This is a genomic window from Streptomyces sp. NPDC088923 (assembly GCF_044749745.1).
GTDB lineage: Bacteria > Actinomycetota > Actinomycetes > Streptomycetales > Streptomycetaceae > Streptomyces.
The window spans coordinates 254,696-278,866 of the sequence record NZ_JBIVIO010000001.1; the positions used below are offsets into that span (position 1 = coordinate 254,696).

The 24,171-nt window shown below is 73.3% G+C and carries 26 protein-coding genes and 1 tRNA gene; 14 read left to right on the top strand and 13 right to left on the bottom strand.

The annotated features are described in order from the left end of the window. The first annotated feature begins 1 nt into the window (after position 1). From traB to ACIP4O_RS01320, 8 genes are all read left to right on the top strand, one after another. Entirely contained in the window at positions 2–2,071 is a 2,070-nt protein-coding gene (traB, locus tag ACIP4O_RS01285) for a plasmid transfer protein TraB (RefSeq protein WP_401570083.1), read from the top strand. A 168-nt stretch (positions 2,072–2,239) separates the two neighbouring features. Then, complete coding sequence (locus ACIP4O_RS01290; protein ID WP_401570086.1) at positions 2,240–2,674, top strand: hypothetical protein; 435 nt, start codon at positions 2,240–2,242, stop codon at positions 2,672–2,674. A gap of 73 nt (positions 2,675–2,747) precedes the next feature. Then, positions 2,748–3,479 (top strand): DNA methylase, encoded by a 732-nt coding sequence (locus ACIP4O_RS01295; protein WP_401570088.1) that lies wholly within the window; start codon positions 2,748–2,750, stop codon positions 3,477–3,479. Then, entirely contained in the window at positions 3,476–4,369 is an 894-nt protein-coding gene (locus ACIP4O_RS01300) for a bifunctional DNA primase/polymerase (RefSeq protein WP_401570091.1), read from the top strand. Before ACIP4O_RS01295 ends, ACIP4O_RS01300 begins: the two co-directional genes overlap by 4 nt. Before the next feature lie 340 nt (positions 4,370–4,709). Next, on the top strand, positions 4,710–5,858 hold the full coding sequence (locus tag ACIP4O_RS01305; protein ID WP_401570093.1) for a DUF3631 domain-containing protein: 1,149 nt from the start codon (positions 4,710–4,712) through the stop codon (positions 5,856–5,858). A gap of 169 nt (positions 5,859–6,027) precedes the next feature. Next, positions 6,028–6,234, top strand: a complete 207-nt coding sequence (locus tag ACIP4O_RS01310) for a helix-turn-helix domain-containing protein (protein ID WP_401570095.1) — start codon at positions 6,028–6,030, stop codon at positions 6,232–6,234. Positions 6,235–6,307: 73 nt separating this feature from the next. Then, positions 6,308–7,597 carry a tyrosine-type recombinase/integrase gene (locus ACIP4O_RS01315; RefSeq protein WP_401570098.1) on the top strand — a complete coding sequence of 430 codons (1,290 nt, stop codon included), beginning with the start codon at positions 6,308–6,310 and terminating at the stop codon, positions 7,595–7,597. A gap of 89 nt (positions 7,598–7,686) precedes the next feature. Then, on the top strand, positions 7,687–8,283 hold the full coding sequence (locus ACIP4O_RS01320; RefSeq protein ID WP_401570100.1) for a hypothetical protein: 597 nt from the start codon (positions 7,687–7,689) through the stop codon (positions 8,281–8,283). A gap of 67 nt (positions 8,284–8,350) precedes the next feature. Here the strand turns inward: ACIP4O_RS01320 and ACIP4O_RS01325 are convergent. From ACIP4O_RS01325 to ACIP4O_RS01340, 4 genes are all read right to left on the bottom strand, one after another. After that, positions 8,351–8,438, bottom strand: a tRNA-Ser gene (locus ACIP4O_RS01325). Between the two features lie 65 nt (positions 8,439–8,503). Continuing rightward, positions 8,504–8,995, bottom strand: a complete 492-nt coding sequence (locus ACIP4O_RS01330) for a nucleoside deaminase (protein ID WP_401570103.1) — start codon at positions 8,993–8,995, stop codon at positions 8,504–8,506. A 159-nt stretch (positions 8,996–9,154) separates the two neighbouring features. Further along, on the bottom strand, positions 9,155–9,721 hold the full coding sequence (locus tag ACIP4O_RS01335; RefSeq protein ID WP_401570106.1) for a hypothetical protein: 567 nt from the start codon (positions 9,719–9,721) through the stop codon (positions 9,155–9,157). A gap of 474 nt (positions 9,722–10,195) precedes the next feature. Further along, positions 10,196–10,531: a hypothetical protein gene (locus ACIP4O_RS01340; protein WP_401570109.1), complete on the bottom strand. Its 336-nt coding sequence runs from the start codon at positions 10,529–10,531 to the stop codon at positions 10,196–10,198. A gap of 109 nt (positions 10,532–10,640) precedes the next feature. Between ACIP4O_RS01340 and upp the strand changes: the two genes are divergently transcribed. Beyond that, positions 10,641–11,276: a uracil phosphoribosyltransferase gene (gene upp / locus ACIP4O_RS01345; protein ID WP_007824873.1), complete on the top strand. Its 636-nt coding sequence runs from the start codon at positions 10,641–10,643 to the stop codon at positions 11,274–11,276. A 256-nt stretch (positions 11,277–11,532) separates the two neighbouring features. Here the strand turns inward: upp and ACIP4O_RS01350 are convergent, their stop codons facing one another. The 3 genes from ACIP4O_RS01350 to ACIP4O_RS01360 all read right to left on the bottom strand — a co-directional run bounded on the left by ACIP4O_RS01350 (position 11,533) and on the right by ACIP4O_RS01360 (position 14,376). Next, positions 11,533–12,153: a LytR C-terminal domain-containing protein gene (locus tag ACIP4O_RS01350; RefSeq protein WP_361326774.1), complete on the bottom strand. Its 621-nt coding sequence runs from the start codon at positions 12,151–12,153 to the stop codon at positions 11,533–11,535. 924 nt (positions 12,154–13,077) lie between these two features. After that, positions 13,078–13,374, bottom strand: coding sequence for a type II toxin-antitoxin system VapB family antitoxin (locus ACIP4O_RS01355; protein WP_009067182.1), 297 nt, complete (start codon positions 13,372–13,374; stop codon positions 13,078–13,080). A gap of 135 nt (positions 13,375–13,509) precedes the next feature. Then, positions 13,510–14,376 (bottom strand): NAD(P)H-binding protein, encoded by an 867-nt coding sequence (locus ACIP4O_RS01360; RefSeq protein WP_401570111.1) that lies wholly within the window; start codon positions 14,374–14,376, stop codon positions 13,510–13,512. Between the two features lie 154 nt (positions 14,377–14,530). Here ACIP4O_RS01360 and ACIP4O_RS01365 point away from each other — a divergent pair, with 154 nt between their 5' ends. Next, entirely contained in the window at positions 14,531–15,208 is a 678-nt protein-coding gene (locus ACIP4O_RS01365; protein ID WP_361326777.1) for a helix-turn-helix domain-containing protein, read from the top strand. Here the strand turns inward: ACIP4O_RS01365 and ACIP4O_RS01370 are convergent. The 3 genes from ACIP4O_RS01370 to ACIP4O_RS01380 all read right to left on the bottom strand — a co-directional run bounded on the left by ACIP4O_RS01370 (position 15,169) and on the right by ACIP4O_RS01380 (position 18,545). Beyond that, a complete protein-coding gene (locus ACIP4O_RS01370) occupies positions 15,169–15,474 on the bottom strand; it encodes a hypothetical protein (RefSeq protein WP_401570114.1) in 306 nt (101 codons plus the stop codon). The genes ACIP4O_RS01365 and ACIP4O_RS01370 overlap by 40 nt on opposite strands. Positions 15,475–16,855: 1,381 nt before the next feature. Next, on the bottom strand, positions 16,856–17,548 hold the full coding sequence (locus ACIP4O_RS01375) for a histidine phosphatase family protein (protein ID WP_401570116.1): 693 nt from the start codon (positions 17,546–17,548) through the stop codon (positions 16,856–16,858). A gap of 37 nt (positions 17,549–17,585) precedes the next feature. Then, positions 17,586–18,545, bottom strand: coding sequence for an NAD(P)-dependent alcohol dehydrogenase (locus tag ACIP4O_RS01380; RefSeq protein ID WP_401573756.1), 960 nt, complete (start codon positions 18,543–18,545; stop codon positions 17,586–17,588). Between the two features lie 114 nt (positions 18,546–18,659). Here ACIP4O_RS01380 and ACIP4O_RS01385 point away from each other — a divergent pair, with 114 nt between their 5' ends. Next, complete coding sequence (locus ACIP4O_RS01385; RefSeq protein ID WP_401570118.1) at positions 18,660–19,400, top strand: TetR/AcrR family transcriptional regulator; 741 nt, start codon at positions 18,660–18,662, stop codon at positions 19,398–19,400. A gap of 190 nt (positions 19,401–19,590) precedes the next feature. Here ACIP4O_RS01385 and ACIP4O_RS01390 read toward each other — a convergent pair whose 3' ends face one another. After that, on the bottom strand, positions 19,591–20,172 hold the full coding sequence (locus tag ACIP4O_RS01390; protein ID WP_401570120.1) for a TetR family transcriptional regulator: 582 nt from the start codon (positions 20,170–20,172) through the stop codon (positions 19,591–19,593). A 132-nt stretch (positions 20,173–20,304) separates the two neighbouring features. Here ACIP4O_RS01390 and ACIP4O_RS01395 point away from each other — a divergent pair, with 132 nt between their 5' ends. After that, on the top strand, positions 20,305–20,655 hold the full coding sequence (locus ACIP4O_RS01395) for an antibiotic biosynthesis monooxygenase family protein (protein ID WP_401570123.1): 351 nt from the start codon (positions 20,305–20,307) through the stop codon (positions 20,653–20,655). 71 nt (positions 20,656–20,726) lie between these two features. Then, entirely contained in the window at positions 20,727–21,158 is a 432-nt protein-coding gene (locus ACIP4O_RS01400) for a DUF4267 domain-containing protein (protein WP_401570125.1), read from the top strand. A gap of 596 nt (positions 21,159–21,754) precedes the next feature. Here the strand turns inward: ACIP4O_RS01400 and ACIP4O_RS01405 are convergent. Beyond that, positions 21,755–22,492, bottom strand: coding sequence for an anti-sigma factor domain-containing protein (locus ACIP4O_RS01405; protein ID WP_401570128.1), 738 nt, complete (start codon positions 22,490–22,492; stop codon positions 21,755–21,757). Then, entirely contained in the window at positions 22,489–23,076 is a 588-nt protein-coding gene (locus ACIP4O_RS01410; protein ID WP_361326499.1) for a sigma-70 family RNA polymerase sigma factor, read from the bottom strand. The genes ACIP4O_RS01405 and ACIP4O_RS01410 overlap by 4 nt, the downstream gene beginning before the upstream one ends. A 600-nt stretch (positions 23,077–23,676) precedes the next feature. On the opposite strand from ACIP4O_RS01410, the gene ACIP4O_RS01415 reads away from it, so the two are divergent. Continuing rightward, positions 23,677–24,168, top strand: coding sequence for a hypothetical protein (locus tag ACIP4O_RS01415; RefSeq protein ID WP_401570130.1), 492 nt, complete (start codon positions 23,677–23,679; stop codon positions 24,166–24,168). The last annotated feature ends 3 nt before the right edge of the window (positions 24,169–24,171 follow it).

Sequence of the window (24,171 nt, forward strand, 5' to 3'; positions counted from 1 at the left end):
CATGACGCGCACCAACCGCAACCACTCCCTGCACCCCGCCTTCGCCTACGCCGACGACACGTTCGGCGGCCCGTCCGGCGGCGGTGTCGGCGGATACCTCCTGCACCGGGTCAAGCCGCACCTGCCGCCGTGGCTCGGCGTCGCCGGGACCGGCCTCGTCGGAGCCTTGGGGAACTGGCGGTGGGGCGAGAGCGCCGCCGCCGGCGTCGGCCTCACCCTCGGCTCCGTCGCCCTGACCGGCGCCACCTGGTTCATCGGCAAGTCCACGAGCCCGCAGCGCCGCCTCCACTCCGCCATCACCGTCGCCGCCGCCTCGGCGTGGGTGACGGGGGCGTGCCTGGCCGGACCCACCGCCGGACCGCTGGACGACCTGTTCCTCATGGGCGGCCCGGTCGTCGCCCTGTCGTGGAACGTCCGCATGATCCTGCGCCGCAACGACGACCCCACCGGCGAGAGCGGCGACAAGGGCCTCCTCGCGAAGGTCGGCCTCGCCCGCGCCCAGGTCGGCGCCGCGCGGGTGGAGCCGAACCGGGTCACGGCGCCGATCGCGCTGGAGGCGGGGGAGCAGACGCACGACGACGTCACCCGCAGCCTCAACCGGCTCGCCTCCGCCCTCGACCTGCCCCGCACCGCCATCCGCTACCGGCCCGACCCGAACAGCGAGCGGCGCGGCGAACTCGTCATCGTCCCCGAGGACATGCTCGCCGACACCGTCGAGTGGGACGGCCCCTCGAACCTGGGCGGGTCGATCGCTGACCCGCTGGTCATCGGGCGTTACGACGACGGGGCGCCGTTGGAGATCTGGCTGCCCGGTGACCCGGAGGCGAAGCGCAACAGCACCCACGTGCTGATCAGCGGGGGTACGGGGTCCGGCAAGGGCGACGCCGCCCTGAACCTCCAGACGGAGATCCTCTCCCGCCGGGACGTCGTCGTCTGGCTCTCCGACCCGAAGTTCTTCCAGGACTTCCGGCCCCTCGTCCCGGGCATCGACTGGGCCGTCGAAGGCGGCGCCCCCACCGAACTCATGGTGGAGGCCGTGCAGGCGGCGATCCCGGCCCGTACGCGGTGGCTGGGCGCGCACCAGTACCGGCAGTGGACGCGAGAAGCCGCGCAGCAGCAGACCAGTCCGGCGCACTCGTGCCGCCCCGGCACGGCGTGCGGGTGTGAGGGGATGCCGTTCCTGGTGGCGTGGATGGAGGAGGCGGCGAACACCCTGCGCGCCCTCGGTGACGACGCCTTCACCGGCATCGCCCAGGAAGCCCGCTCCGCCGGGATCTCCCTCGTCGTCTCGCTCCAGCGGCCGTCGTACGACCAGATGTCGACGAGCACGCGGGCGTCCCTGCCGTCCGTGATCGCGCTGGGCTGCGACCCCCGTGACGAGGGGTTCAGCCTCCCCGAGTCGGTCATCGACGCGGGCGCGCACCCGGGGGCGTGGGGCAACCGGCGGCCCGGCTACTGCTATGTCGTCTCCCCGGGCATCGACGAGGAGCGCTACCCCTCCCCGGGCCGCACCCGCTACTTCCCGCACACGGCGGTGGAGCTGATGGAACAGCTCGCCGCGTGGGCCCTCACCAACGGCGCCACCCCCGACCCGGTCACGGCCGGTGCGGCGGCGGGGGTCGCGGGCGTCGCGTACACCGACCGAACCCGGGCGTCCGGGCAGCAGCCGCAGGAGACGGGGCGGCACCTGCGCGCCGTCCCCGAGGAGGGGGACGAGGACATGGAGCAGTACGGGGGCAAGCTCACCGACCCCGAAGACGACGCCATCGACCCCGAAGTGGACCTCCCCGCCGCCGAGGACGGCGACGACGCCCCCCTCTTCGGCACGGAGACCGGCCGCAAGCCGGGCCCTGAGGAGGCGCGCCGGCTGTTCGCGCAAGCGCTGGAGGAGTTCGAGAACGAGGGCCGGATGATCGTGGGCCCGGTCGACTTCACGGGCTGGTGCGATCGCCACAACCTTCACCGCTCCTGGGTCTCCAAGCGGCTCAAGGAGGCCGCCCTCGACGGGCGGTTGGAGGCGACGAACACCACCGGCCGGTGGCGCATCGTCCCCGCTCTCGCCGCCGCCTGAGACGCGTCACATGTGACGGGCGCGTCACACCCAAACCCCTAGGCAGGCGCACGTGTGACGCGCCTTCACACCGCCCCGGCACATCCCCGCACACCGGCACATCACACCGGCCGCACCGCCCTCGCCCCCGCCCGTCACAGGGGGCGGTGCGGCCTCGAAGGGACTTCGATGACCCCCGACCGCTCCACTCCGGAACTCCATCACCCCGTACCCCTCAACCCCCTCCCGGCGCCCTTCCCGGTCGTCCCGGCGGGTGGGGTGCCGGAGGTGACGACGATCGTCCTGCCGGACGGCCGCACCCTCACGGGCTACACCGTCCCCGCCGCCCAGCCCACCCCGCTCACGGTGAAGCCGCCCGTCTCGCGGGCGGCGGTGAACATCGCGCTGGGCGGCGTCGGGTTCGCCGCCGTCTGCGGCGGGCTGTTCCTCCTCACCGCGTTCATCGCGGCGCTCACGGCGTTCATCACCCAGCTCGTGATCCTCGCGGCCGTCATCTTCGGCGGGTGGATCGCGGTGCAGGTCTTCGGGCACCGCGACCGCGCGAGCGGGACGACGGTGAACATCCGCAAGGCGACCTTCAAGCGCAACCACTTCCGCAGCTGAATCACCGAGGGCGGCCCCCATTCCGCCAAGAACCGGGCCGCCCTCACCAGCTCTTCAACTGGAGGTATCCAGCATGCCCGACCTGATCCCCTTCCCGCGAGAGCGCGGGCGGCGTCCGCGTCTGCTCGATCTGTTCTGCTGCGCCGGCGGGGCCGCCACCGGCTACGCCCGCGCCGGTTTCGACGTGACCGGCGTGGACATCGCTCACCGCTCCAACTACCCGTACACCTGGTACCGGGCCGACGCGCTCGCCTTCCTCACCGGCCTGCTCGACAGCGGGGAGATCGCCGGGTTCGATGCGGTGCACGCCTCCCCGCCGTGCCAGGCCGGTTGCGCGCTCACCGTGGGCACCAACGCCTCTCGGGGGTGGGGGCGTTCGCACGTCCAGCTCATTCCCGAACTGCGGGTCCTGCTGGACCGTACGGGGTTGCCGTGGGTGCTGGAGCAGCCCACCGGCAAGGCCCCCGTCCGCGCCGATGTGCGGCTGTGCGGGGAGATGTTCGGCCTCGGCGTGATCTGGCACCGCGTCTTCGAGCTGTGCGGGTGGAGCGCTCCGCAGCCCGCGCACGTGCCGCATCGGGGGCCGGTGCGGGGGTGGCGGCACGGCGTCTACCGCGACGGGCCCTACGTCGCCGCGTACGGCAACGGCGGGGGCAAGGCCACTGTCCCCGAGATGCAGCACGCCATGGGCATCACCTGGACCGACGAACGCGAGGAGCTGACCGAAGCCATCCCCCCGGCGTACACCGAGTGGCTCGGCGCTCAGCTCCTGGCCATCCTCACCGGGGCGGAGGTGGCCGCGTGACTGCCTCTCTCCTCGCCGCCGCCCTCGCCTGTGCCGAGCGAGGGTGGCCCGTCTTCCCGCTGCGCCCCTGGAGCAAGCGCCCCGCCCTCCACGGCGAGACCCGCTGCCCCCGCACCGGCCCGTGCGAGCCCGGCCACCTTGGTTGGGAGCAGCGTGCCACGACCGACCCGGACCGTATCCGCCGCGCGTGGGCGAGCGGGGACTACAACATCGGCCTGGCCACCGGCCCCGCCAACCTCCTCGTCATCGACCTCGACATACCCAAGCCGGGCACCGAAGGCCCTGACGGCGCCACCCACCTGCGGGCGCTCGCCGAGCGGCACGGGCAGCCGGTACCGAGCACGAAGACGGTGCGCACACCCTCCGAGGGCATGCACCTGTACTTCCCCGCCCCGCTCGCCGCCCGACTCCACAACACTGCCGGGACCCTCGCCCCGCTCGTGGACACCCGCGCGTGGGGCGGCTACGTCGTCGCCCCCGGCAGTATCCTCCCCACCGGCCGGTACGAGAGCATCGCCCCGTTCGCTCTGCGCCCCCTGCCGCCATGGCTGCGGGGCCTGCTGACGCCCCCGCACCCGTGCGAGCAGGCACGCGCCGCCACCGTCGGGCGCTCGGGTTACGGGAGCGCCTACGCCCGCGCGGCGCTCGACGGCGAGACCACCAACGTGCGCACCGCCCGTGAGGGAACCCGCAACGCCACCCTGCTGCGCGCCGCCCGAGCGCTCGGCCGTCTCGTCGCCGCCGGCGACCTCGCCCGCCCGGTGGTCGAGACCGCTCTTCAAGGGGCGGGGGAGGCAGCCGGATTGGGCGCCGTCGAGTGCGCGGCCACCATCCGCAGCGCCCTGAACTGGTCTCTCGCCCACAACTCGGCAGGGAGGCAGGCCGCATGACCGCGCCCCGTCCCTCCCCCTTGAACAGCACGACCTGCGCCACCACGACCGGCGAGGACGCGACCGTTGCCGTCCCGGAAAGGGCCGTGGGCGGACCGGAGAGCGCCGCCCGTAAGGGCGTCGTAGTAGCTCTTCGCCCGAAGCCGCGCCCGACCGGACAGCGGTACCCGGTCGGCGGGCTCCACGTCATCGCGCCGCCGCGCCGCACGCCCCGGGCCCGCTCGTGGTGCGTGTGTGGCAGGGACCGCACCGCGACCGGCGCCACAGCCGTGCTCGCCCTCGTCACCGAGCACCGCACCACTTGCCCTCGCCTGCACCCCACCGAAGGGAGGGCCGCCGCGTGAGCACCGAACCCATCGATGGGACCGAACTGCTCCACGAGGTCGAGCAGTTCCACCGCCGCTTCAACGTCTTCCCTCAGGAAGCCGCCTACGTCGCCGTCGCCCTGTGGGACGCCCACGCCCACCTCCTCGACTGCTTCGACTCCACCCCCCGCCTCGCCTTCCTCTCCCCCGAACCGGGGTCGGGGAAGACGCGGGCGCTGGAGATCGTGGAAACCCTCGTCCCGCAGCCCATGACGGCGGTCAACGCGTCCGCCGCCGCCCTCTTCCGCAGCGTCTCCAGCGGCGAGGGCAAGCCCACCATCCTCTTCGACGAGATCGACACCGTCTTCGGCCCCAAGGCCGGGGACAACGAGGAGCTGCGCGGCTTCCTCAACGCCGGGCACCGCCGCACGGGCGTCACCTACCGGTGCGTCGGGGACGGCGGACAGCAAAGCGTCGTCGCCTTCCCCTCGTACTGCGCCGTCGCCGTCGCCGGGCTCGGCTCGCTCCCCGACACGATCCTCAGCCGCTCCGTCATCATCCGGATGCGCCGCCGCGCCCGCAACGAGAAGGTCGAGTCCTTCCGCGCCCGCGTCCACGAGGCCGAGGGGCACAAGCTCCGCGACCGCCTCGCCACGTGGGCCGAGCACGCGCGCGGCACCGTCATGGGCGCCTGGCCCGAGATGCCCGAGGACGTCACTGACCGGCCCGCCGACGTGTGGGAACCCCTCCTCGCCGTCGCGGACGCCGCCGGCGGGGACTGGCCCGAACGCGCTCGCGCCGCGTGCGTCACCCTCGTGACCGCCTCCCGCGCCAACGACAAAGGCAGCCTCGGCGTCCGCCTCCTGACCGACCTGCGCGACCACGTCATGACCGGCATCGACCGCCTGCCCACCGTCGCCATCCTCGACCGCCTCAACAGCATGGACGACGCCCCCTGGGCCGACCTCAACGGAAAGCCCCTCGACAACCGGCGCCTGTCCAAGATGCTCGCGGAGTACATGAGCGCCGACAACGAGCCCGTCACCTCCCGCAACATCAAGACCGGCGCGAGCGTCCTCAAGGGCTACTACGCGGCCGACCTCCACGACGCCTGGCAGCGCTACTGCCCCCCTCCCCCCGAAAGTCCGCTACCTCCGCTACCCGACCCCGGAAACACGCCCTGACCTGTACCGACCCGGTAGCGGCAAGCCACCGCGCTTGCCGCTACCCATCCGCTACCGCTACCCCATCCGCTACCCCCGACAGGGCCCCTGACCTGCGCGGTAGCGGCGGTAGCGGAAGTAGCGGACTTCCAGGGACACCCCGAGGGCTCACCCACGCGAAGGGACACCCGTGACCGCCGAACCGACGCCCCCGCCCGCCGACACCACCCTCGTCCTCCTCACCGTCGAAGAGGCCGCCCGCCGCCTCCGCATCGGCCGGACCACCTGCTTCGCCCTCATCCGTACCGGCGAGCTGGAATCCATCACCATCAACCACCTCCGCCGCGTCCCCGCCGACGCGCCCGCCGCGTACGTCGCCCGCCAGCGCGCCGCCTGAACTTGTAGCAAGGCAGGCCACTCAGCCGTACGGCTGAGTGGCCTGCCTTGCGCTGCACAGAACCGGAGACACTGTGACCGAAGAGAAGAAGCGCACCCGCCAGCCCAACGGCCGCTCGTCCATCTACCAGGGTGCGGACGGGAGATGGCATGGGCGGGTGACGGTAGGCGTCCGCGACGACGGATGGCCGGACCGGCGGCACGTGGAGCGCAAGACCCGCTCCGAGGTGACCGCCGCCGTGCGCGAGCTGGAGAAGCAGCGCGACGCGAACACCCTCCGCAAGCCCGGTCGCCCGTGGACCGTCGCCATGTGGCTCACGCACTGGATCGAGAGCATCGCCCCGCTCGCGGTGAACGAGAACACGATTGTCGGGTACGGGGTTGCCGTACGGAAGCACCTGATCCCCGCCCTCGGGGCGCACCGTCTCGACAAGCTGGGCCCTGAGCACATCGAGCGCTTCTACGGGAAGATGCGGGCAAGCGGGCGCAAGCCCGCGACGATTCACCAGATCCACCGCACCTTCCGGGCTGCCCTGAACGAGGCGGTCCGTCGCGGCCACCTCGGGCAGAATCCCGTGAAGCTGGCCAAGGCGCCCCGGCTCCGGGAGAAGGAAGTCGAGCCGTTCACCGTCGACGAGGTGCAGCGGTTGCTCGCCGCGGCCGATCGGCGCCGGAACTCCGCTCGCTGGGCCGTTGCGCTCTCCCTCGGGCTCCGGCAGGGGGAGGCGCTGGGGCTCAAGTGGACGGACGTCGACCTGAACCGCGGCGTTCTTATGGTCCGTCGGAGTCGACGACGCCCGCAGTACGCCCACGGGTGCGGCGACGGTGCCCCTTGCGGGCGCAAGGCCGGGTACTGCCCCCAGCGGCAGCGTACGAACCCGGAGGTGGCTGATACGAAGTCGCGCGCCGGCCGACGTGCGGTCGGGCTTCCTCCACAGCTTGTGGACTTGCTCCGCGAGCACCGCAAGAGACAGGACGCCGAGCGGGAGGCCGCGGGCGGCAAGTGGGCGGATGAGGACTGGCTCTTCGCCACCGAAACGGGGCGCGGCACGTCGCCCCGCACGGACTACGACGATTGGAAGGAGCTACTCCATGCGGCGAAGGTCCGAGACGCTCGCCTCCACGACGCCCGGCACACCGCGGCTACGGTCCTGCTGATCCTCGGAGTTGCCGAGCGCGCCGTGATGGGCCTCATGGGCTGGTCCTCAACCGCCATGGCCGCGCGGTATCAGCATATGGTCGACACGGTCCGGAACGACATCGCCCGACAGGTCGACGGACTCATCTGGAAGCCCAGTGGTCCGAGGGGCGAACGTCCGGACGATGACGATGGATCCGCCGGCGCAATGGTGCCAGTCGGGTAGTACGAGCTGGGCCGCGGTTCCTGACGGGATCGCGGCCCAAGCCGCCAAACTCCGTGCAGGCCCGCGCTCCGGGCTTGCATCCTGCTGCCATGGATGAAGGAACCGTGGCGTTAGTGACAGCAGGTGTCGGCCTACTCGGGGCAATTGCGGGCGCCGCTGTGGGAGGTCTGGCCGCGGTCCGTGGAGCGCGGATTGGCGCTGAGACCACGGCCCGGGCGACGGTCGAACAGGCGCGAACGCAGGAGCGTGCTCAGCATGACCACTGGTTGAGAGACGAGAGGAAGCGCGCGGCGGTCCTCGTGCTTGAGGCGTACGACAGGTTCATCATGGCCGCATCTAACGTCACACGGATGTTCGATCTTGAGGTCGAGGCATCAGCCGACATCTGGAGTGCCTACAACAGCAGCGTGAACGAGATCCGGGCGACTTACTTCCCAGTCCGTCTGCTGGGGCCACCACAGGTGCATCAGGCGGCACGTGAACTCTGGCAGTTGATCGAGGACTACAACGACGAGATACACGAGTGGGCCGACGGCATCATGACAGCGACTGAGGAGACCCGAGCTGGATGGCGGGCTCGTGAGGAGCGCAGGAGACCTGCACTAGCAAGCGCGCATAGCACCCTGATTGATGCCGTGAGCGCGTCATTGCAGGGCAGCGGCAGAGCTGTCTTGGGACCCAACTGAGACGGGAACTGAGACGGAGCAGCACGAAGGGCCCGGTCTACTGCGGACCGGGCCCTTCGTCTACCTGCGGTAGCGGTGGGATTTGAACCCACGGTGACGGGTTACGCCACACTCGCTTTCGAGGCGAGCTCCTTCGGCCGCTCGGACACGCTACCGAGACAGACTCTAGCCCATGAGGGGCCGTGGTTCGAAATCGGTTGGGGACCGGCCGGGGGACGGCTCAGCGGGTGGCGGTGAAGAAGGCGTCCAGGAGGGCTGTGGAGTCGGGGGCGAGGACTCCCTCGATCACCTCGGCGCGGTGGTTGAGGCGGCGGTCGCGGAGCAGATCCCACTGCGAGCCCGCCGCGCCCGCCTTCGGGTCGCGCGCCCCGTAGACGACCCGCTCGACGCGCGACTGCGCGAGCGCGCCCGCGCACATCGGGCAGGGCTCCAGCGTCACGACGAGCGTGCAGCCGGTCAGGCGCCATTCGCCCCGTACGGCGGCGGCGCGGCGCAGCGCGAGGACCTCGGCGTGCGCCGTGGGGTCGTGCGTCGCCTCGCGTTCGTTGCGGGCCCGCGCAAGCTCCGTACCGGACGCGTCGAGCACGAGCGCGCCCACCGGGATCTCCCCGGCGCGGGCCGCCTCGGCGGCCTCGGCGAGGGCCGCGCGCATCGCGGACCGCCAGGGGTCTCGTACGGGATCGGGGTGCACGGCACGTACCTCGGGCTGCATGGCACGTACCGTAGCGCCGCCGTACGAGGGGGCCCGTACGGCGGCGCGGTGGTGATGCGGTGATGCGGTGATGCGGTGATGCGCGGTGGTGTGGTGGCCGTGCGGTGGTGCGGTGGTGTGGTGGCCGTGCGGTGGTGCGGTGGTGGCGTGGGGCCGGGGTCAGCGCACCGCGTCCGCCAGTTCGCCGATGCCGAGGGCTTCGCCGATCGCGGAGAGCGGGTCGGATTCGTCGACCGTCAGCAGGTCGGCGGGGGCCATGCCCAGGTCGGCGAGGATCTCCGCGTCGCCCACCGGGCCCGGGGGTACGGAGTCGGCGGACGTGGAGGCGTACTCCTCGCGGTCCGCGTCCTCCTCTTGGTCGGGGTCGCCCTCCTCGGTGCCGTCGAGGTCCAGGGCGTCCAGGTCGGTCGAGGGGTCGGCGTCGGTCGGTTCGCGGCCGAGCAGTTCATCGGTGAGGAGGATCTCCCCGTACGAACTGCGGGCAGCCGCCTGCGCGGCGGAGACATAGACGCGGGGATCGTCCTCCCCGTCGACCCGGACGAGGCCGAACCAGGCCCCCTCCTCCTGCTCCACGTAGACGAGCACGGTGTCGTCCTCGGCACCGGTCCTCTCCGCGTACTCCCTGGCCAGATCGGTCAGGTCGGACAGGGTCTCCACATCGTCCAGCTCCGTGTCGCTCGCTTCCCACCCGTCTTCGGTGCGCGCGAGCAGTGCGGTGAAGTACACCGTGACTCTCCCACTGGTTCTGAGGGTGCCGGTCGCCCGGCTGAGGCCGGGGGCGGAGGGCGGTGCGAAGTCCCCGTCCCCTTCATCGGAATCGTGGCAGAAGCGCGGTCGCCGGGTGAAGCGTTCCCGCCGCTGTGTCCGCACCCCGCCTCGACTCCGCCACCGAGTCTGCGCCGCCCGCCCACCCGAGGAACAGGGGCCGCGCCGAAACGGGGTCGGCATTGGGGTGGTCCGGGGGACGCGGATGGGGGAAAGGGGCGGTGGGGGAGGGGGCAGCGGGAGAGGGGCGGTGGGGGAGGGAAGCGGGGGAGGGAGGAGTGGTGCGGGCGGGACGGGGGCAGGTGCCGGCCGCGTCCTCGCGGGGGTGGGTGCGGGTGCTGGGCCTGGTGCTGGGGCGGGTGGGGGTGCTGGGGCTGGTGCTGGTGTGGGCGGGGGTGTCGGTGACTGTGGGGGGACCGGGCCGTGGTCGTCCCGTCACCACCGGAAGCTCCGCATCCGCAGTTGCTGGCGCCGCATTCGCGCTGCACGGGCCCGGCGCGGTTGGACCCGTTCGCGCAGCTCGCGGGCCTCCTTCAGATCGCGCAGGAACTCCGCCCGGCGGCGGCGCCGTTCCAGGTCGGGGGGAGGTACGGGGGCCGGCGGGGGTGTGGGGTCCGGCGGGGGCCGGTGGTACGGCGGGGGTACGGGCGTGTCTTCTGCGCGCGGCTCGGGGAGTCCCGTTCCGCCGTCGGGGGTGCCGTTGGGGGTGCCCCGCCCGCGACGCGGCTCCTCTCCGTCACGTACCGTCGCCTCCGTCATGCCGTCCGTCACCGTCCTCCGCCCCGGTGGGCAGCCCGCGCCCATGTGTCCCTTCGGTTCCCCGGGCTGGGGGCTTTGATGCCGGTCGGGGGGCACGGGGGCGTCCGGTTACTGTGGTGAGATGCGGATTCACGTCGTCGACCACCCCCTGGTGGCGCACAAGCTCACCACGCTGCGCGACAAGCGCACCGACTCGGCCACCTTCCGGCGCCTCGCCGACGAGCTGGTCACCCTGCTCGCCTACGAGGCCACGCGGGACGTGCGCACGGACCAGGTCGACCTGGACACCCCCGTGGCCAGGACCACCGGCGTGAAGCTCTCGTACCCGCGCCCGATGGTCGTCCCGATCCTGCGCGCCGGGCTCGGCATGCTCGACGGCATGGTCCGGCTGCTGCCCACCGCCGAGGTCGGCTTCCTCGGCATGGTCCGCAACGAGGAGACCCTCCAGGCCTCGACGTACGCGACCCGCATGCCCGAGGACCTCTCGGGCCGCCAGGTCTACGTACTCGACCCGATGCTCGCCACCGGCGGCACCCTGGTCGCCGCGATCAAGGAGCTCATCGCGCGCGGCGCCGACGACGTGACGGCCGTCGTCCTCCTCGCCGCGCCCGAGGGCGTCGAGATCATGGAACGCGAACTCGCCGGCACCCCGGTCACCGTCGTCACCGCCTCGGTCGACCAGCACCTCAACGAGAACGGCTACATCGTCCCCGGCCTCGGCGACGCGGGGGACCGCATGTACGGGGCGGCTGAGTAGAGGAGTGACAAGCACCCCTCTACCAGAGGAGTGACAAGCACCCCTCTACCAGAGGGGTGACTAGCAGCCCCTCCGGCGGCTGAACCGCAGGGCCCGGGGCGGAGCCCGGTGCGGCGAGCCCGGCGAGGGGCGACCAACAATCCGGCCGCCCCGCGCTAGCGCCCCGGCCCCGTCGGCCCGAGGGGCCGCCCCGCCGGGGCCAGGGGCCGCCTCGGCCCCGAGGGTCCCGTCGGCCCGCCCCGCCAAACCCCGCCCCTCAACACGTGGGCTTCGCCGCGGCAGTCGGCCCCCGCTGCAAAGCGGCAAGCGACTTCTCGGCCACCCGCGGAGTGGTGAGCTTCGTGAAGCCGTCCCCGATCACGAGATCCAGTGTCGCCCCCTTCCGCCCGTCGGTCCGCGTCCCGGCCCCGGCGAACTGCGTTCCGAGGACCTTCAGCGAACTGTCCGTCGCGCTCTTCGGCCCGATCAGCAGCCCCGCCGTCTTCACCTTCTTGTCGTACGCCGCCGGCGCGTTGCCGACCTCGCCGATCGTGAAGCCCCGCTTCTTCAGCTCGTCCGCCGTCTCCTTGGCGAGCCCCGACCGGGTCGTCGCGTTGAGGACGTTGACCTTGACCGATTTCGGCGCGGGCAGCTTCGTCACTCGCGCGGGCTCGGCCGAGGGGCGGGCACAGTGCTTCGGTCCGGCCGCAGCCGTCGCCTTGCCGCCGCCGGAGAACACGTCGAAGAGCTGGAGCGAACCCCAGCCGAGCAGACCGAGGACGGCGGCCGAGGCGACGATCACCGCCACGAGCCTGCCGCGTTTGCGGGGGCGACGCATATGGGGGTACTTGTCCCCCGTGATGCGGTACTTGCCGCCCATGCCGGGAGGTGTGAGCATGCTCATACACGCAGCGTAGTGCTGCCTGCGGGCCATGCCTACTTAATGATCATCCACTTGGGTGCAGATCACGCGGAGCGACCCGAACGGCCGAGCGGAAACCGCGGTGGTGGGCGGTGCGGGGTGTGGGGCGCGGGGTGCAGGGTTCGGGTGCTGGACGCGGGCGTGGGGCCAGGTCTCGGTGCGGGGTGGGTGCCGGTTGTCAGGGTGGGTGTCGGGGGTGTCAGGGTTGTGCTGGGTGCTGGGTGCTGGGTGCTGGGTGCTGGGTGCTGGGTGCGGAGGACCTGTCCGGGGCGGTGTCGGGTGTCAAGCGGGGGCGCGGACTGGGTGCTGACCGCATGGCGTCGGTTGCCCGGTGCTGACACCGCCTGGCGTCGGCTGCTGGGTGCTGAGCATGCGGCGCCAACTGGATGTTGCTGTGCCGCGGGCCGTCGCCCGGGGGGCGTGCCGCCTGCTGAAGCTCGGCGGGATACCTACCTGGCTGAGGGGTGGCGCGCCGTCTGACGGTATTCGGTATGGCTCCGTCGGGAAGCCGCGTGCGCCGTCTGCCGGCGAGAGGGTCGTGTGCCGCCCCGCCGTCCGCCCGGCGCTCAGGCCTGCCGCCTGCCGGAAGTGCAGTGCGGCAGCCGCCCGTGCCCCGCGTGGCCCCTGGCGGCAGTCCGCGTGCGGTCAGCAGGCTGCGCGCGGACTACCTGCCGGGAAGCCGCGGTTGCCACCTGCCCCTCAGCGTGCCGCCCGCCGGGAAGTCCCGTGTGCCGTCCATCGAGGAGTCGCTCGTGCCGCCCGCCGGGAAGTCCCCTGTGCCGCCCGCCGGGAAGTCCCGTGTGCCGCCCGCCGGTAAGCCTCGCGTGCGGCCCACCGGGAAATTTTCCGTGCTGCCGAAAGCCCCGCCAGAGCATCCGGCCCGGCGTGCCCTCTGACCCCTCAGTCCATCTCCAGCACGCGCGCGTGCAGCACCTGTCGCTGCTGGAGCGCCGCCCGGACCGCGCGGTGAAGGCCGTCCTCCAGGTAGAGGTCGCCCCGCCACTTCACGACGTGCGCGAAGAGGTCGCCGTAGAAGGTGGAGTCCTCGGCGAGAAGGGTCTCCAGGTCCAGCTGCCCCTTGGTGGTGACGAGCTGGTCGAGGCGGACCGGACGCGGTGCGACGTCCGCCCACTGCCGGGTGCTTTCCCGGCCGTGATCGGGGTACGGCCGGCCGTTTCCGATGCGCTTGAAGATCACACGGAAAGCCTACCGGGCCGCGTCCCCGAGGCGCAGCCGAGCGGGCGGTTTACGGCCCGCCGCGACCGATTCCCCTACGTTTCGTGCACGTATCCCGTACGGACCGAGTTGTCACCCCGCGTGTTCACGCCCCCTTCACAGGCTTTCCGTCAGAAAACCGCGCAGGTCACGCGGTTCACGCCCGAGCAACTCGCCGAGCGCGGGCCCCGTCTCGGCGAACTCCCTCGCGCGGCTCGCCCGGAAGAGGCCGAGCAACAGGTCCGCCTGTGGCTCCGGCACCCCGTGCCCGACGAGCTGGTCCCGCCACTGGTCGTCGGGCACGACGATTCGCTCGACCGGGCGCCCGGTGACCTCCCCCGCGATCCGTGCCACGTCGGCGAGGTCGAGGGCCTCGGGCCCGGTGAGAGCCGGGGTCGGGCCGTCGAACGGCGCCTCGCCGCGCTCCCCGGCGGCCAGGATCACGGCCGCCGCCTCGGCGAGATCGGCGTGCGTGGTCCAGGAGACCGGGCCGTCCTCGGGCGCGTAGAGCTTCCCGCTGTTCAGCGCGTCGCCGAGGAGCTGGAGCGTGGTGGAGGCGTAGAAGCCGTTACGCAGCGAGGTGTACGCGATGCCGCTCGCGGCGAGCAGTTCCTCGGTCGCGGCGTGGTCGGGCATGGGCGGGAAGGGAGAGGTGGGAGAGGCGCCCTGGTGGCTCGTGTAAAGCACGCGCTCCACGCCGGCCGCGCGCGCCGCTTCGAGCGCCGCCGCGTGCCGCGCGACGGCCTCGGGACCCGTGGCGTCCACCGATACGAGCAGGAGCTGACTCGCGCCTTCGAAGGAATGCGCGAGGCTCTCGGCTTCGGTGAAGTCCCCGCGCCGCACCCGTACGCCCTGCGCCGCGAGGTCCGCGACCTTCTCGGGGCTGCGCACGCTGACCCCGACGCGCTCGGCGGGAACGCGGCGCAGCAGCTGTTCGACGAGCGGGCGGCCGAGCTGCCCCGTGGCTCCGGTCACGATGATCATGGGTGTCCTCCTGAAGTCGATATCGTCGCTAACGCATTCACTGTAACACCGATACTTCCCGCGTTACCAATTTGGCGATAACGGTGATACTGTGTGAGGGCGGGCATGAGGACGCACCGCGTGCGTACGGACGAAGGAGGGACCGGTGGCGGCTGTGGAGGGACTGCGGGAGCGGATCGTGGCGGCTGCCACGGAGCTCCTGGAGGAGAGCGGCAGGGAAGCGATGACGACACGGGCCGTCGCGGCGCGCGCGGGCGTCCAGGCTCCGGCGATCTACCGGCTCTTCGGTGACAAGGACGGTCTGCTGCGTGCCGTCGCGGACGAAGGGCTCGGCGCGTACCTGAGCGAGAAAGAGGCGCAGGGGCATGTGGAAGACCCGGTCGACGACCTGCGGGCCGGGTGGGACCTGCACGTCGACTTCGGCCTCGCGCACCCTGCGCTCTACTCCCTCATGTACGCGGACCCGGGCACCACGCCACCCGGGTCGCCCGCCCTCACGGCCGCCGAGGAACACCTCACGCGCCGCATACGCAGGCTCGCCGCGGCGGGGCGGCTGCGCGTCGGCGAGCGCCTCGCCACCGATCTCGTTCACGCCTCCGGTCGTGGCACGGTCCTCACGGTGCTCGCGGAGGGCCGCCGCGACGAGGAGTTGCTGACCGCTTCGCGCGAGGCACTCGTCGCCGCGGTGACCACCGAGGCCCCCGCCTTCGCGAGCCCAGCGGGCCCGGCCGGGGCGGCGCGCGCGCTCCGAGCCGGGCTCGACGGGATCACAGGGCTGTCGACGGCGGAGCGTCAGCTCATGGGGGAGTGGCTGGAGCGGATCTCCGACTGAGCGGCCGGACGGGGCGAAGGGGGCGGGGCCGGGGCGGAGGCTGGCTCCTTCCTTACGGGCTCGGGTCCCGGCTCGGGCTCGGATGCGGGCTCGGGCTCGGAGGCGGGGTCCGGCTTGGGTGCGGGGTCCGGCTTGGGTTCGGCCTTGGACGCGGGGGCGGGCTCAGGGGCCTGGGCCCGGGCGCGGTCGTCGTCGCGGTGATCAGTACGGCGGCGCGCCTCGGCGCGGAGCAGGGCGTAGAGGGCCGCGTCACGGTCGAAGGGCATGGGGGTGCTCCCTGGTGGTGCTGGTGAGTCGTACGGGGCGTGCTGAGTGGGTGGAGCGGGAGTCTCAGCAGCGCAGGACGACGTGTGGGGGAGCGGGGTGATTGGCGGGGGCGGGAGGGGCCTGCGCGAGGACGGGCTTCTCCGGTACGGGGGCGGGACAGCGTCCGGCGCGGGACTTGGGCGTGCGGGGCCGAGCGGCGGCGGCGCCCTCGGCGGCGGTCTCCTCGACGGGCGCGCCCGCCTCGACCTCGGCGAGGGAGCCCCCTGCGCTTCCGGCGGAGCCTGCGCTTCCGGCGGAGCCTGCGTTTCCGGCGGAGCCCGCACTCCCGGCGGAGCCCGCACTCCCGGCGGGGCCTGCGCTTCCGGCGGGGCCCGCACTTCCGGCGGAGCCTGCGCTTCCTGCGGAGCCCACACTTCCGGTGGGTCCCGCGCCCTCGGTGGGACCCGCGCTCCCGGTGGGTCCCGTGCTCCCGGTGGGACCGGCGCTTCCCGTGGGATTCGTGCCTCCGGCGCGACTCGCGCTCCCGGCGGAGCCCAAGCCATCGGGGGTGGCCCCTGCGCCTCCGGCCGAGCCAGCATCTCCGGAGGCCGCCGGGCCCCGGGGGGAGGCGCACGCGCTCTCGGCGGGGCCCACGTTCCCGGGGGCGATCTCCACGCTCCCGGGATTGGCCCCCGCGCCTCCCGCCGGGCCGGCGAGTACGCAGCAGAGGCCGAGCAGCACGGTAGCCAGCGGCCTCAGCCACTGCCCCGACCCGCCCAAGCTCCGCATGGGGCGGTTCTTCCCATCGATTCGGCCGCCCGTGCGCGAAGACCCCGCTTAGCACCCGTACGGGGGACCCGCGCAGTCTCCCGCCCCCGTACGCCCGTACTCCCCGACCCTCTACCGCCCTTGCCCCTGCCCGCCCTTCGTCCCTTCCCCTGGCCCTCGTCGTCCCGTGCCCGCCCTCGCCCCCTGCCCCCTGACCCTGGCCCTCGCCCTCATGCCCTCGTGGCACCGTGCCCTCGTGCCCGCCCTCCCCCTCGCTCCCCCGCGCCTGCCCTCCCTCCCGCCCCCGCTCCCTGCCCCCTGGCCCTCGCCCTCATGCCGTCGAAGCCCCCTACCCTCCTGCTCTACCCCAGCCTGCGCGGGCCCTCGCCGCCTCACCCCTGCCCGCGCTGGCCCTCGCCCTCTCGCCCCCAGCCTGCGCTGGCCCTCGCCGCCTCACCCCTGCCCGCGCTGGTCCTCACCCCTGCCTGCGCGGGCCCTCGCCGCCTCGCCCCTGCCCGCGCTGATCCTCGCCCCCAGCCCGCGCTGGCCCTCGCCCCCTCACCCCCAGCCTGCGCGGGCCCTCGCCCCCTCGCCCCTGCCCGCGCTGGTCCTCGCCCCCCGCCCCCCGCGAAGTCACCCCGGCAAGTGCCCCACCTCGCCCCACTCGGCCAGGCTCAGTCGGCCTGCTTCCGTCACCCACCGCGATACCGAGGCGTTGGGGACGGGTGGGAGGTGGTCCGGGGTTGGGTAGCCGATGCCGCCGAAGTACTGGCGTACCGCGACCACGACCGCGTCGTGTGCCACGAGGAGTACGCGCCGTCCCGTCGCGGCGCGCGACAGTTCGGTGAGGAACTGGCCCACGCGGACCGTGACGTCGGTGAGTGCCTCGCCGCCCGGCGGACGGTAGTACCAGGTGCCGACGCGCTCGCGCCGTTCTGCCTCGCGCGGGTCGCGGGTGCGGAGTGCGGCGGGCGGGTGAAGGGCGAAGATGCCCTGTTCGCGGTCGCGCAGGCGGTCGTCGACGAGGGCGTCGTCGGCGGGGAGTCCGGCGGCCTCGGCCATGAGACGCCATGTCTCACGGGCCCGCAGGTACGGGGAGGAGATGACGAGCAGCCCGGGGGCACGCTCGGCGAGCCAGCCGCCGAGCGCGGTCGCCTGGGCGATGCCCCGTTCCGAGAGGGGCACGTCCCGGTCGAGTCCCGGCAGCGGCTCGGTGCGGTCCGCCGTCGCGGGATCGGCGTACACGGCGTTCGCGGTGCTCTCACCGTGGCGTACGGCCCACAGTTCGACGAGTGCGCAGGGCGGGGTCAGGGCGGGAACCGACACGAGTACCTCCCGGGCTGGGGAACGTCCTCGCTCAGCTCTACCCCTCCGCGTCCACCCGCACTACGTACTTGCCCCGAACGCCTCCCGCCTCCAGCGCCCGGTGGGCCTCCCCGGTCTCCTCCAGCGGGAAGACCTTCTCCACCTCGGGGTGGAGGGCCCCGGTGGAGACGAGCCGTGCGACCTCGTCGAACAGGGCACGTTTCGGGTTGCCGCTGAAGAAGCGGACGCGGCGGCGGCCGTGCACGGCGCTGGCGGCGACGCACCCGAGGGAGGCGAGGGGGTGGGCGAGGTCGAAGGCGATCGTCACCATGCGACCGCCGGGGGCCAGCAGGCGTCGGAACGTGCGGAGTTCGGTGCCGGCGGTGTCGAGGACGACGTCGTACAGGCCCAGCTCCGCGGGGGACACGGTGCGGTGGTCGTAGGCGTGGGTCGCGCCCAGGCCCCGGACGAAGTCCAGGTTCGCGCCGCGCGCCAGGGCCGTCACCTCGGCGCCGAGAGCGGCGCCCAGCTGGACGGCGACATTGCCCACGCCGCCCGCCGCGCCGCGCACGAGGAGCCGTTCGCCGGGCTTCAGCCGGGCCTTGTCGCGCAGCGCGGTCACGGCGGTCGTGCCGACGGGGAGCGCGGCGGCGGCCACGAGATCGAGCCCGTCGGGGACTTTGCCGAGGCGCGCGGGCGTCGTCCTGACGTACTCCGCCGCGCTGCCGAAACCGGAGGTACGGCCCAGGACGCCCCAGACGCGGTCGCCCGGGGCGAAGCCGCTCGTCCCGGGGCCGAGCGCGGCGACCTCGCCGGTGAAGTCGAGCCCGACGCGCTGCGGGAACTTCCGTCCCGTGACGAGCCGCACCCGTCCGGCACGTCCCGCCAGCTCACCCCCGTTGACGCTGAACGCCCGGACGCGCACGAGCACTTCGCCGGCCTTGGGTTCCGGACGGGGCACGTCGCCGACGTACAGCACCTCGGGGCCGCCGTAGCGGTCGTAGAGCACAGCCTTCATGATCACGCACACCTCTCCTCGTCCGCCCCCGCCCGGCCGAGCGTAGGCTGGCAAGCGGACGAAACCGTCCACTTCGAGCGGGAGTGAGAAACAGTGCCGACCGATTCCTCTCGGATGCGCTCCGAAAAGGCGTACCCGTCCCGGGCCCACGTCGCGCCCCCCGTCCCACCCGTCGACCCTGCCGCGCCCCCCGCTCGACCCGCCCCTCCCGCCGCGCCCCCTGCCCCGCCCCTGCGCGCCGACGCCCTCCGCAACCGCGCCCGTCTTCTCGCCGCCGCCCGGGAGGTCTTCGCCGAGCGCGGCCTCGACGCGCCGATGGCGACTGTCGCGCGGCGGGCAGGGGTCGGCGTGGCCACGCTCTACCGGCGGTTCCCGACGCGCGACGACCTCGTACGGGCCGCTTTCGCGGAGCAGATGGACACGTGCGCGCGAGTCCTCGACGAGGCGGTGGCAGATCCCGACCCCTGGCGCGGTTTCCAGCGCCTCGTCGAGACGGTGTGCGCGCTCCAGGCGGAGGAGCGCGGCTTCCCGGAGGCGTTCGTACGAGCCTTCCCGGACACCGCCCGGGCGCACACCGGCGCGGCTCGCGCGCGGGCCGCTCAGGACTTCGGCCGCCTCGTCGCCCGCGCGCAGGCGGCCGGAGCCCTCCGCCCCGACTTCCACCCGGCCGACTTCTCGATGCTGCTCCTCGCCCACGGCGGCCTCGTCGCCGCCGCCCCTGCCGACCGCGCGGCCTCGCGCCGCCTCGTCGCCTACCTCCTGGAGTCCTTCCGCGCGGGCCCGTCCCGGGCGGCCCTCCCCGCACCGGGCGCCCTGGACCTCATCACCTGGCCATCGTCGAACGGCGAGGTCTAGTCCGGCAGTTGGGGCTGTGAAGCGGGCGGCCCAGCCGCTGCCGAACGGCGAGGCGGCGCCCGGCGGCCGGGGCGCGTGAAGCGGGGCGCGGCGGCATGCCCCTGCCGTGCCGTCTGTGCTGCCCTGCCCTGCCCTGCCCTGCCGTCTCTGCCGTGCCGCTCCTGTCCGGCGTCGCGCCGGGAGGGGGGGCTCAGGGCTCGGGGGCCGTGAGGTAGCGCTGGAGGGTGGGGCCCAGCCAGGAGACGATCTGGTCGGGGGTGAGGGACATGCTGGCCGGGAAGCGGAGGACGTAGCGGGTCAGGGCGAGGCCCAGCATGGTCGAGGCGCACAGGGCCGCGCGTGTTTGGGCCTCGGCGGGGTCACGGCCCAGGCGGCGGGCCAGGGGCAGCAGTTGGTCGCGCAGCACGGTCTGCATGCGTTCGGCGGCGTGCGGGTCGGTGGCGCCGACGCGCATCAGTGCGGTGAGTTCGCCGTTCTCCTCCCACAGGGTGAGGAAGTGGCGCACCAGGGTGCGGCCGATCTCCTCGTGGGGTCCGAGGTCGAGGCCCAGCAGGTCCGGGTCGATCGTGACGGCCGCGGCGAAGAGGCCCGCCTTGTTGCCGTAGTAGCGCATCACCATCGAGGGGTCGATCTTCGCGTCGCGCGCGATGGCCCGGATCGTCGCCTTCTCGTAGCCGTCCTCCGCGAACCGCTCGCGGGCCGCGGCGAGGATCGCGGCGCGGGTGGCGTCGGAACGGCGCGCGGCCTGCTGGTTCTCGGTGGTGCCGGTCATGCCAACAAACATAGGCCAACGCGTGTTGACAGTCCAGGTGCACGGCTCTAGCGTGGCCAACACACGTTGGCCAACGCCTGTTGGCGCGGCTTGGTCGCCGTCATCCGACGTGGGGGACAAGGGAGTCGCAGGATGGCTGAGATACGGAGTCTGGACCCGAAGACGCCGATGTTCGCGCAGTTCGCGCAGGAGACGGGACAGGTGGTCCTCGCCAACACCTTCGTCGTTCCGCCGGAGCGCGGCGAGGCGTTCCTGGCGCTCTTCCGGAGGCAGGCGGAGTTCATGAAGGCGCAGCCGGGGTTCGTCTCGCTGCGGATGCACAAGGGGACGGCGGGCAGCCGGTTGCTCCTGAACATCGCGGTCTGGGAATCGACCGCTGCCCTGGCCGCCGCGCTCGCCGGCCCGGAGTTCCAGCGACTGGCCGCCGACTTCCCCGACGACGTCGTGTCCTACCCGCACGTCTTCGAGCGGATCGACGCGTGACACGCCCGCCGCGGCCGGTCGCCTTACCGGTCGCGGCCCCACCCCGCGCCGCGACCCGGAGGAGAACTGTCATGTCGCTCAAGCACGTCAACACCGCCCTGGCCACCGTCGGCGCCCTGTTCGTCCTCTACCTCGGGTTGTCCTTCGTCCTGACCCCCGAGACGTCCACCCCGGGCGTCGGCCTGCCGCACTGGCCCGCCGGCGACGGCGACGGCTTCCTCGTCATGAAGGGCATCCGCGAGGTGTCGATGGGCCTTGTTCTCGGCATCCTGCTGGTGACGCGACACCGCCGCGCGCTGGGCTGGGTGCTGCTGATGGAGGCTGTCGCCCCGTTCGGCGACATGATCAACGTCCTGACCCACCACGGCTCCTCCGCCGCCGCGTTCGGCATCCACGGCCTGACCGCGGCGTTGATCGCCTGCACCGGGCTCCTGATCCTCCGCGAGACGGGGAGGGCCGCCGAAACCACCGCTCCGGGGGCGCGCGGGGCCCGTACCGCCTGACGGACGGGGAGGGGAGCGGGCGGGAGGGGGGAGGGGAGGAGGGAGGAGGCGCGCGGAGGAGGGGAGGAGGCGCGCGGAGGCGCGAAGGGCGGAGAGGGGCTGCGGCTGGTTCGCGGCCCCGCGTTCGCGTTCCGCGGTTCCGTCTCCGTCTCCGTCTTCGGGGTCCGCTGTCGCGTTCTGCGTCCGCTGTCGCGCTCGCCCCGCCCTTGTCGCAGGCGGCCGGCTCCGTACGAGGACCGCGCACGCGCGGCAGGGCCGGAGCCGCGACCGCATGCCGCCCCGCCAACGCGACCGCATGCCGCCCCGCCAACGCGACCGCATGCCGCCCCGCCAACGCGACCGCATGCCGCCCCGCCAGCGCGACCGCATGCCGCCCCGCCAGCGCGACCGCATGCCGCCCCGCCAGCGCGACCGCATGCCGCCCCGCCAACGCGACCGCCTGCCGCCCCGCCAACGCGACCGCCTGCCGGACGTACGTCCCCGCGCCGCCGTGCGCACGCGTCCGCAAGCCGCGCGGACGTCGTTCTCCCGCCCGCGAACGCCCCGTGATCCGCGTCGCGGACCCCGTCCCCCGCCTCACCCCTCGCCCTTCCCCCTCATCCCGGCAACGCCATCAGCGCCACCGGTTTCGAGGTCGGGGCCCGCGAACCCCCCTCCGGTTCGACCGTCACGCCCATCGCCGTGGCCGCTCGCGGGGAGCCCTCCATGAGGACCGTGCCCGAGGAGTCGGGCAGGAGACCGGCGGGGCGCATCGTGCCGTCCACGTCGTACCAGAGCTGGTAGACCTTGCCCGCGGGGGGACTGGGCAGTCCTGCCGCGGCGAAGACCGCGCCGTCGCGGGCGCGCGAGACGACGACGGTCGCGCGGCCTCCCGCGTCGAGCGGCGCGCTCGTGACCTTCACGTCCGGGGCCGAGAGGACCGCGTCCAGGCGCGCCGCCCGGTCCTGGGCCGCGCGCGCCTGCGTACGGGCGTCGTCGGCGCGCTGCCCCTGCCACACCGCCGTCCCGCCGAGCGCCGCCGCGAGGGCGACGCAGGCGGCGAGCGCCCAGTGCACGGCGCGCGGGCGGCGGCGCGGCGGCGTGGCGCGTACGGCCCGCGGCGGCTCCTGCCGTACGTCGGCGATACGGGCCATGACCGCGTCCTTGAAGCCGGGCGGCGGGTTCACCGCGGCGGCCAGGCCCAGCTTCGTGGCCGTATCGGTGAACTCGCGCACCTCCTGCGCGCACGCGGCGCAGTGCGCCATGTGCCGCTCGAAGGCGGCCTGTTCGGCCGGTTCGAGCGCGTGCAGCGCGTACGCGCCGGTGAGGAGGTGGCTGTCGGCCGTGGTGCTCATGTGCCCACTCCCAGGCAGTCGCGAAGCCGGATGAGGCCGTCACGCAGACGGGTCTTGACGGTGCCGAGGGGCAGCGCGAGGAGTTCGGCGACCTCGCGGTAGGTGAGGCCGCGGTAGTAGGCGAGGGTCACCGACTCGCGCTGGCGCTCGGTGAGACTGCCCAGGCAGCGCCGCACCTGCTCCTGTTCGAGCCGGGTCTCGACCTGCTCGGAGACCTCGTCGTAGGCGGGGGTGTTCTGTTCGAGCAGGCCCGCGCGGCGCTCGCGCGCGGCGGAGGCCTCGACGGACCGTACGCGGTCGACGGCGCGGCGGTGCGCGAGCGTGAGGACCCAGTTCGTGACCGAGCCGAGGTCGGGGCGGTAGCGGCCCGCCGTGCGCCACACCTCGACGAGGACCTCCTGCGCGACCTCCTCGGACTGCGCGCGATCGCGCAGCACGCGCCGTACGACGCCGAGCAGCGGCCCCGCGACGGCGTCGTGCACGGCCGAGAAGGCCTCGCGGTCGCCGCGCGCGACCCTGGCCACCAGCTCTTCCAGCGGGGGCGCGGCGGCCGGGTTCCCCACGATGTAGACGGGCTCTTTCACGCGTACCTCGCTCGCTCCAACTGCCTCGGCCCCGGTGCCGGTGCGGTGTCGCCCCGGCGGCCCTTGCCCCGTATGCCCCGAACGAGGGCTGGGGCCTCGGCGTTACGGGGGTGATTCGGAGCGGGGGGCGGGGCGGATGGGTGCGGGATTCCCGGGCGGGGGCAGGGCGGGGGTGGGTCGCGCCCTCGTGCGGTGCGGGGCTGGCCTCGTGCGGACGGTCCTCGTCCGGGCGGCCCTCGTGTGGACGGCGCGCTCTCGTGCGGACGGTCCACGCCCGCGTCCGCCGTGTGCGCCAGCGGAAAGGGCGCCCGGTGCGCGTCGCCCTTCCCCCCCAGGTGGTCCGCCTGGGGGAAGGGCGCGCGCCCCGTACGCCACGGCGCGATCCACCGCCGGAAGCGTCCCTTTGGCTGTGGGAAACCCCACGAAACGGACACAAGCGGCTGGCGGACGCGCGTAGTCACATCGTCAGGGGACTCCCCTCGCGGCCCCCTGGCGTATGTTTTTTCGAGTTAACAGTGACGTAGAGTGTTTGCGCAAGTCTGATTTCGCGTTCGGGGCCACGGAATTCCGTGTTCCGGGCGGGCGGAGGGGGGAACGGGGGTGGCCGTGGAGGAGTCCGCGCCGCAGCTCAGCAGCCTGCGCGCCAAGGTCGAATACATGATCGAGAGGACGTTCCCGGGGCAGCGGGTCTCGGGGCGTTTCTTCGCCGAGCACGTCCGCCGCAAGGGCGGCGCTCTCTCGCACAGCTACTTCTCCAACATCCTCGCGGGCAAGGTCACGCACCCCTCCGAGGACATCCTCAAGGCGCTCGGGCTCGGCTTCGGGGTCGACTGGCGGTTCTTCAAGGACGAGTCGGAGGTCGTCGAGGACGTGCTCTCGGGGCTGCGCTTCCTCGCCAGGCACCGCACGGGCGAGGTGAGCGGGGTCGCCGCGCGCGGGCCCGTACGGGACGGGCTCCCGCCGGAACTGCTGGACTTCGCCCTGAGCCTGCTCGCCGAGGAGGACGGGGCGTCGCTCGGGGGCGGGCCCGGTGGGGACGGGGCGGCGCTCGGGAGCGGGTCCGCCGGGGCGTCCGCCGAGCCGGAGGGTTGAGCC